This window comes from Deltaproteobacteria bacterium (genome assembly GCA_018668695.1).
GTDB lineage: Bacteria > Myxococcota > XYA12-FULL-58-9 > XYA12-FULL-58-9 > JABJBS01 > JABJBS01.
Map to the genome: position 1 here is coordinate 1 of JABJBS010000175.1, position 8,749 is coordinate 8,749.

The 8,749-nt window shown below is 51.2% G+C and carries 6 protein-coding genes; 1 reads left to right on the plus strand and 5 read right to left on the minus strand.

Annotation, left to right across the window (positions count from 1 at the left end; translation table 11 throughout):
* Positions 1-2,573 (plus strand): S8 family serine peptidase (locus HOK28_09320; protein MBT6433279.1); only part of this gene is annotated, 2,573 nt, incomplete at its 5' end.
* 5 nt (positions 2,574-2,578) lie between these two features.
* Here the strand turns inward: HOK28_09320 and gcvP are convergent.
* From gcvP to HOK28_09345, 5 genes are all read right to left on the minus strand, one after another.
* Positions 2,579-5,506: an aminomethyl-transferring glycine dehydrogenase gene (gene gcvP, locus HOK28_09325; protein MBT6433280.1), complete on the minus strand. Its 2,928-nt coding sequence runs from the start codon at positions 5,504-5,506 to the stop codon at positions 2,579-2,581.
* A gap of 112 nt (positions 5,507-5,618) precedes the next feature.
* Positions 5,619-7,127, minus strand: a complete 1,509-nt coding sequence (locus HOK28_09330) for an aldehyde dehydrogenase EutE (protein MBT6433281.1) — start codon at positions 7,125-7,127, stop codon at positions 5,619-5,621.
* A gap of 37 nt (positions 7,128-7,164) precedes the next feature.
* Positions 7,165-7,464 (minus strand): EutN/CcmL family microcompartment protein, encoded by a 300-nt coding sequence (locus HOK28_09335; GenBank protein MBT6433282.1) that lies wholly within the window; start codon positions 7,462-7,464, stop codon positions 7,165-7,167.
* Positions 7,465-7,467: 3 nt separating this feature from the next.
* On the minus strand, positions 7,468-7,752 hold the full coding sequence (eutM, locus tag HOK28_09340) for an ethanolamine utilization microcompartment protein EutM (protein MBT6433283.1): 285 nt from the start codon (positions 7,750-7,752) through the stop codon (positions 7,468-7,470).
* An 83-nt stretch (positions 7,753-7,835) separates the two neighbouring features.
* Positions 7,836-8,462, minus strand: coding sequence for a BMC domain-containing protein (locus tag HOK28_09345; GenBank protein ID MBT6433284.1), 627 nt, complete (start codon positions 8,460-8,462; stop codon positions 7,836-7,838).
* Positions 8,463-8,749 lie beyond the last annotated feature (287 nt).

Below are 8,749 nucleotides of genomic sequence, written 5' to 3' on the forward strand. Positions count from 1 at the left end.
CAGCTGAGCTAAATTGCAGCGAATACCTTGATTGCATTGACGGTTGTTGGACTAACGGCCCCGACGATGTTGATTCTTGTTTTGAGACGTGTGACGAAAATGCAATACCAGAGGCCCTTGAAGCAGCCGATGCCTACTATAACTGCCTAGATGACTGCGAAGTAAACGCCGAAGATGATGCGCAACTTGAGGTATGCTACCAAGAGGAATGCGAGCCCCTCTACAATACCTGTATCGCGCCTCCTGAATGTATCCCTGCCTGTGAGCACTATGACGAAATCTGCGGAGAAGACGGCCCGCTCTATGGTGAACGAACTTATTTGGCAGGCGGCAGTCGTTATATATTAGAGACCTCTACTCAAGAGTTTGTGATAGCATTAAACGAAGCGTCACCCTCTACCCCCGATATCATCGGTGTTGAACGTATCGAACAGTTCGACTCACTGCAGTCAAAGCATATGCTGGTTGCACACTTTAAGGCTGAGAATGTAAACTCGCAGACTTTCACACATCCTTCCATCCGAGGCGTCTACCCTGTATTTACCAACAGCCGGGGTGAACGGATTCTCTCCACTGATGAAATTCTTTTCCACGCGCCAGACCAAACTGCAGCTGACCTCGCTCCACTGCTGGAACAACTCAAATTGACGCTCGTGCGTTCCGTGAAAGGTCTACCCCAGACATGGCTTGCTCGAGCACTCTTCGAAGACAGCATCAGCGCCTGCGACCGGCTCCTAGATAACATGAGTATCAAATGGGCCAGCCCCAACTTTCTGCGCCAACATCAACTCAGATATATACCGAACGACCCATTCTTCTCAGATCAATGGCACCACCTCAATGAAGGACAAGGTAGCCTTCGTCTAGCTGGCGCAGACATGAGAACCACCTATGCATGGGATATAACCACGGGCAATCAAGAAGTCATTATTGCCATCAATGACGACGGGGTCGACCTTCGCCACCCTGACATTCCTTTTATGAGAAATTCGGATTCACAGATTATAGGCGTGAATTTACCGACCGACATCGACGACAATCTTACGGAAGGCTGCTGTAACCACGGTACTTCGGTCGCGGGTGTAAGCGCTGCTATCGCTGATAACGAAACTGGGACGGCGGGTGTTTGCCCGGGCTGTTCAGTGATGCCGGTATGGACCGACTTTGGTTCACCCAACGAAGATTTGGCGGTGGCTGAGACCTTCACCGAATCTACGGCCAATGGCGCATGGACCATCAACAACAGCTGGGGGCCACCTGATGGTAACCCTGCGGTACTAGAATCCCCTGCGGCCATCGAGCCCGTGCCGGATATCATCGACCAAGCTCTAAGAGATGTCGCTGAGAATGGGCGGGATGGTAAAGGCACCGTGGTCATTTTTGCAGCTGGAAATGGAAACGAAGACGTGCTCTCAGACCCCTACGTTACTCATCCCTTAACGATCGGCGTGGCTTCAATCAATGCCCGAGGCATCAAATCATCTTACAGTGACTTTGGAGACGCTGTTTGGGTAGCCGCACCGTCCAACGGCAACCACCTCATGCCAGGCATCGTGACCAGTGATGTGTTGGGTGACCTGGGCTACGCCTCAACTGGGAACCCAGAAGCCTTAGACCCAACCGGAGATGTTACGGCCGATTTTGGTGGTACCTCATCCGCTGCTCCTGCCGTCACCGGTCTCGTCGGTTTGATTTTCAGCGCCAACCCGGACCTCACTGCCTTGGCCGTCAAAGACATCTTGCGCCGAACGAGCCGTAAAATAGATAAAGCCAATGGTCTCTATGAACCGGACGGAGATGGGTTCCTAAAATCTCCATTCTATGGCTACGGGCTTATAGACGCTCACGCTGCCGTACGCGCAGCCCTTATTGGCTGTTCTCCAGATGACCCCAATCTATGCGTACCGGCTGCCACCTGCACCGACAGCCCACTCGAATTGGTCCCAGAAATTTGTAACGGCATCGACGACAATTGCGATGGTACCATCGACGAAGGTGCTTGCGGGGAACCCACCGTGGTTGGCCAAGCCTGCGATCTACGAGGTGACTGCCAAGACAGCTGCACATGGCTGGAAAACGACCCCTTCCCCTACTGCGCGGGTGATTGCGCTGACGGGTGCCCAGAAGGCCACGTTTGTTCTGGAGACCTCTGTGTTCCTGAGACAGGTAGATTGTCTCCCGAGTCGTCAGAAATATGTGATGGATATGACAACAATCTAGACGGCGCTGTTGACGAAATCGGCTGCGAGCCTTCAACCGATGGCACGTGCCAATACACTGCGCAATGCGACTCTAGCAATGGGCCTGTTATGTGTGTGGAAGGATTTTGCGCTCCGGTTTGTGAAACAACCGACGATTGCGATTCTGGCATAGAATGCCAAGAGTTAGCATCTCAATATGGGACAGGGGCCGACATCTCGATCTGCGCACCATCCTTAGACAGCGGCCTAACCTGTATCGATGCCTGTATTTTCCTACATGAAAATGCGCCCGGAGCAATATTCCAGAGCATCACCAACTGCATTACCGAAGCAGCGACATGCGATGACGCCATCGCATGCGTGCCTCTCTAGTAACCTTACGCTTGCTCTTCTGAATACTCTGAAAGAGGAGGACAAGAGCAAACCAAATTACGGTCACCGTAAACGTTGTCGATGCGTCTAACCGCTGGCCAGAACTTATGCTCAGTCGCCCATCCACCAGGATACACTGCTTGCTCACGTGAGTAAGGGTGGTCCCACGCCTTCACCAAACAATTGGCGGTATGCGGCGCGTTTTTGAGGGGGTTATCAACCTTATCGAGTTCGCCCTTTTCGATAGCGACAATCTCGGCATGAATACTCAACATCGCGTCACAGAAGCGGTCGAGTTCAGACTTAGACTCACTCTCTGTTGGTTCAACCATCATGGTTCCCGCTACCGGCCAGGAAATGGTTGGCGCATGGAAACCATAATCCATCAAACGCTTCGCAATATCCTCGACTTCAATGCCTGTGGTTTCTTTAAACCCACGCACATCAAGAATGAATTCGTGTGCGCTTAGACCTTCATGGCCACGAAATAGAACCGGGTAATGGTTCTCTAATCGCTTGGCCATGTAGTTTGCGTTCAACATTGCTAGTTCAGTGGCCTTTTGAAGCCCTGCATCACCAAGCATCGCAATATAGGACCACGAGATTGGAAGAATCGACGGGCTGCCCCAAGGCGCCGCTGAAACCGGGCCCATCGCATCGTCACCGCCAACCTCCACCATAGGGTGTCCAGGTAGAAAAGGAGCCAAGTGCGATTGAACGCCAATCGGTCCCATGCCTGGTCCGCCCCCACCATGTGGAATACAGAATGTCTTGTGTAAGTTTAAGTGAACGACGTCGGCACCGTAATCGCCAGGGCGACATATTCCGACCTGTGCGTTCATGTTGGCGCCATCGAGGTAGACCTGACCACCATTGTCATGAACAATTTGGCAAATATCTTTGATACCTGTTTCAAAAACGCCATGGGTCGACGGATAGGTAACCATAATCGCCGAGAGATCATCTTTATGCTTCTCCGCTTTGGCCTTCAGATCCTCAAGATCAATATTGCCTTGGTCATCACATCCAATCACAACGACTCGCATCCCAGCCATAATCGCACTCGCAGGGTTGGTGCCGTGCGCAGAGGAAGGAATCAAGCATACGTTACGAGCGGTATCATTTCTGGCTTCATGATAAGTCTGAATGACCAACATCCCCGCGTATTCTCCTTGAGAACCCGCATTGGGCTGCAGACTAACCGCATCCATGCCCGTTACTGAACCAAGCCATTTCTCAAGCTCGTCAAACATTTCACGATAACCCACCGTTTGGTCGGCCGGCGCAAATGGATGCAAGTTCGAAAACTCTGGCCAGGTTACACCCAACATTTCAGTTGTCGCATTAAGCTTCATTGTACATGAACCAAGTGGAATCATGGACGTCGTTAGTGAAAGGTCCTTACTTTGAAGCCGGCTCACGTATCGCAGAAATTCGGTCTCCGAATGCATCGAATTGAAAATTTCCTGAGTTAGAACTTTGTCATTTCGAAGCATCGATGGGTCAATGCCTCTCACTTCGGGAACTAAGTCTTTAAGAGAAAGAGCGCTGCCCTGCTCTCCACCAAAAACCCCGAGTAGCGTCTGGACATCTTCAGGGTCGGTTGTTTCGTCAATGCTGACGGTCACGGTTGTAGAATCCAGTCGTCTTAAATTGAGACCGGCTGCTACCGCCGCATTCATCACAGAGTCCGCACGTTCTTGACTGCTAAATGCCACGGCAACGGTGTCAAAAAATGACTTTCCGCCTGAAGACAACCCTAGCTTTCGAATACCTGCTTCAAAAACGCCTGCCATCAGAGAAATCCGACTGGCAATTCTCTTGAGGCCGACAGGTCCGTGGTAGACCGCATACATACTGGCCATAACCGCTAAAAGAACCTGAGCTGTACATATATTACTCGTCGCTTTTTCGCGGCGGATATGTTGCTCACGGGTCTGAAGTGCCAATCGCAGAGCAGGGTTGCCGTCTGCATCTTTAGATTCACCGATGATTCGTCCTGGAACCGAGCGTTTGTAGGTTTCTCGAGTGGCCATGTAAGCAGCGTGCGGTCCGCCAAATCCCATCGGTACACCAAAGCGCTGGCTGCTGCCGATAACCACATCGGCGCCCCACTTCGCGGGTGGCGTAAGCATCATCAAAGCCATCAAATCTGCTGAGGCAATGACCATGCCGCCAGCTGCGTGCACCTTCTCGGATAGCGCCGCATAATCTTCAACGTATCCCTCAGTCGTTGGGTACTGAACCATCACACCAGCTAAGCCATCACCAATTTCGAGGTTCGCCAAATCTGCTACTTCCACTTCAATACCAAGTGGACGAGCGCGGGTCTTCATGACTTCGATGTTCTGAGGGTGGCAGCTATTTGAAACGACAAAGCGCTTAGACTTGTTCTTACGGTTTACCCGCAAGCAGAGTGTCATGGCTTCGGCTGCTGCCGTGGATTCATCGAGTAAGGATGAATTCGCGATTTCCATTCCGGAGAGTTCGCAAACCAGAGTTTGAAAGTTGAACAACGCTTCGAGGCGCCCTTGAGCAATCTCAGCTTGGTACGGAGTATACTGTGTGTACCAACCTGGGTTTTCAAGGATATTTCGCTGAATCACCGGCGGCACAACACAGTCGTAATAGCCGAGTCCAATGTAGGACTTCATGACCTTATTCTTATCTGCCATGGAGCGGAGGCGAGCCATCACTTCACGCTCACTGAGCCCTGCACCGATATTCAGACTTTCCTTGAGTCGGATATTCTCGGGAACAATTTTACTGACCATCTCCTCAAGGCTGCTAAAACCTAAGGTCTTAAGCATAGTCTCGATCTCTGCTTGCGCAGGTCCAAGATGGCGGTCAACAAATACGTCGGGATGAGCAAATGCGGTGGATGCGTCGGTCACAGCTAAAGTCCTCTTTTTACAGGCCAAATTGGTGCGCAAGGCGCACTTACCACTCGGAGCCAGCTGTGGCCCCGGGGGGCGAAAACGGACTACCACAGGGGCATTGGTTGATCAATCAGAGGATGGCAAGGGTGTCGTCAAAAAGAACGACTTAGATAATTCGGAAATGCTCTTTGAGGACGCAGCGTCTTAATCGGGAAAAGTCGCGAGCGGTGGTTAGCCCCTCGCCAGTTGGGCTTGCAATCGTGAAAGACGTATAGCCTTCGCCGCCGAGCCCTAAGCCCGCATAAGTAGGAGCATTTTTGACAAATATACTCGTATTGATGGCTCGGGCCATCATATGCATATTGTCGATATTTTTCGAGTACATCGACGCGGTATGGCCATTTCCATGCTCACAACGAACCGCCATATGGACACCTTCACGAGCGTCAGCAACACGAACCATACCCGTCACAGGCATCAAAAGCTCAGCCTGAACGAAGGGATGGCGCTCTGGTACTTCGCCGTAAGCGATCAAGGTACCATGAGGTGCTTGGACACCGATTTCACCAAGGATCTTGGCAATGTCTTTACCAACCCACTTTTTATTCGCATGTCCGTCTTCGACGACAACTTTCTCGAGGCGCTGGATTTCCGTCGCCGAGAGTTCATAGGCGCCATGACGTGCCATGGACGCTTTGAGAGGATCAGCAATCGCAGACACGGCAATAATTTCTTTTTCAGCCGTACAGACAATGTTGTTGTCTAGAGAGACACCCTTAACAATGCCCTCCCCAGCCTGCTCAAGGTCTGCCGTTTCGTCAACGAGCACTGGAGGATTGCCGGGTCCACCCGCAATCACTTTTTTGCCGGACGCCATAGCGGCCTTCACGACCCCAGGTCCACCCGTAACGACTAAAAGACGAATTCCCGGATGGGTCATCACCGCTTGAGCCGACTCAATCGTTGGCTCTGCAGTAAGCGTTAATAAATTCTCCGGACCGCCCGCGCGAACAATCGCATCGTTAATGATTTGAACGGTAAAGATGCTGCACTTCTTTGCACCAGGATGGGCATTAAAAACAACCGAGTTGCCCGCGGCAATCATCCCAATACCGTTACAGATGATAGTTTCAGTCGGATTGGTCGTTGGCGTAATCGCACCAATCACCCCGTAAGGAGCCCACTCCTCGAGAGTTAAACCCTCGTCACCACTTTTGGCCCATGGTTCAAGAATTTCGGGTCCTGGCGTCTTATCGATAACAAGCCGATTCTTGATAAGTTTCTGATCAACGCGGCCTAAGCCAGTCTCCTGAACTGCCATTTGAGCGAGCTTTTCAACATGCTGACGGCATTCCCGACGAACCTCGTCCACAATCCGGTAGCGTGCCTGAAGGCCCAACATCGAGTATGCAACAAATGCTTCCTGAGCCGCGGCTACCGCAGAATTGACATCCGCAAATACGCCTCGCCCTAAGCCTCCCCGCGACTTTTGGCCGTATCCGGCCGGCGCCACACGTGTAGGTGACTCCCGCTTCGAGGTAGGTCCACATCCATAGGGAGGGTTTACCTGAGCTGGGCGTAGTTTCGGGTTTGGGTTCTCAGGAACAGAGCTGTCACTCGTTTGCAAACGAGACACAACACGGTCCACAATTGACGCTATTTTGTCTTCAGACATATATGGCATGGCATTATCTCAACTCGCAAATTGCGAATTAGGAATCGTCAGATTTAGAGTAAGCCAAAGCGCCCTGGTCTTCTATCTGGTCCACAATGGCCATAACAGTAGCATCCACGGGGCGGTCTTTGGTGACAGCCGTTTGGCGTGCCGATGACCCGGATGCATACATCACAAGATCTCCAGCGCCTGCGCCAACGGCGTCAATCGCAACCACATAAGATTCACGTCCCTCACCCTTTGGGTTGGCGTGCTCAAGGAGAAGAAACTTTAAACCTTCAAGCTCTTCTTCTTTGCGGGTTGCAACGACGCTGCCTATGACTCGAGCTAAATGCACGAATTATTCTCCGGCGCGTGTGAGTGGCAAAACGGCGTCAGTGTTTTCATGTGGTCTTGGGATAACATGAACGCTGATAAGCTCACCAACTCGCTCAGCTGCGCGTGCACCTGCATCAGTTGCTGCTTTAACCGCTGCGACATCACCACGAACAATCGTAGTTACGAGACCACCACCGATTTTTACATGTGGGATCAGCTCAACACGTGCCGCTTTAACCATGGCGTCCGAAGCTTCAACCATGCCAACAAATCCTCTGGTTTCAATCATTCCAAGTGCATCTGCCATTGTATTCATCCTTCTTTATCAAACCCTCAGTAAACGGGGTTTCGGTTCAATCAATTGTTTGTTCAATTTTGCTTAAAGCAAAATTATCGTTTTGGAAGTGGCTTACCCTGAACACCTTCAAGAGCCGCAATCGCAGCTTCCGCTGCACAGTCAATCTCAGCTTCTGTACCAGACATGTAGAGTCGTCCAAAAGCACCAAAGCTCTGGCACTCAAGAAGATTCACATTGGCTGCCTTCTCCGCTTCGTTTGCTGCAAGAGCAATATAAGCGGCCGGCTCAGATTCGAGAATAAGCAACGACTCACCGGGAGTAATCATAGAACCATAACGGATCTTGTTTACACACTGCGCGTGGTCGGGCTCGATAGAGCGAATAATTTCGTGGGTAACAATGCGAGGCTTCAAGCGCTCACTTTCGTCAACGTGAAGTTCGCTGAGAATGGCTTCACCCGCCGTCATGACTTCACCTTTGTCATGACTGTGCAACATCACCATACCGAAAGCACGCTCAACAACGATGGTCGCCGGGTGAACACGAGTTTCCTTTAAGGCGCGATCAAGTAATTTGTGAATGGCCATACCAGGCGCAATCTCAATAAAAAGAGCCGCCTCATACGGAACAGGCCAAAACCCGCGACAAGTCGAGCAGACATGCGCTGTTAGTTGAGGCTGAAGAGAGTCTAAAAAGCTATACGTTCTCAGTGCTACCATTGCTATTCCACACAGTTATCTTTTCGGTCGTTCATCCGACGCGAAATCACTTATTTCATAAAAAAACCAGTTGGCTCCTATAGCTCATGCCAATCAGCTAAACAACCCATAGAATTGAGGCTATTGAGGAATAAGTGCGTCGGATTGCCCAAAAACCTTGAATGCAGTGCGGCAAAAATCAGGAGGTATTCCCTACTCATGGTTCGCTTCATCTTAATCCAAGGGCCTCACGGCACTCCCCCGTGAGCTCTGGTAAGCCAAACTACGCTGTTAGGTTGGTCCCAAGA

Bases quoted from the DNA above. Each gene is read 5' to 3' on its own strand.
- HOK28_09345 (MBT6433284.1), bottom strand. From the start codon at position 8,462: ATGGTAGCACTGAGAACGTATAGCTTTTTAGACTCTCTTCAGCCTCAA.
- eutM (MBT6433283.1), bottom strand. From the start codon at position 7,752: ATGGCAGATGCACTTGGAATGATTGAAACCAGAGGATTTGTTGGCATG.
- HOK28_09330 (MBT6433281.1), bottom strand. From the start codon at position 7,127: ATGTCTGAAGACAAAATAGCGTCAATTGTGGACCGTGTTGTGTCTCGT.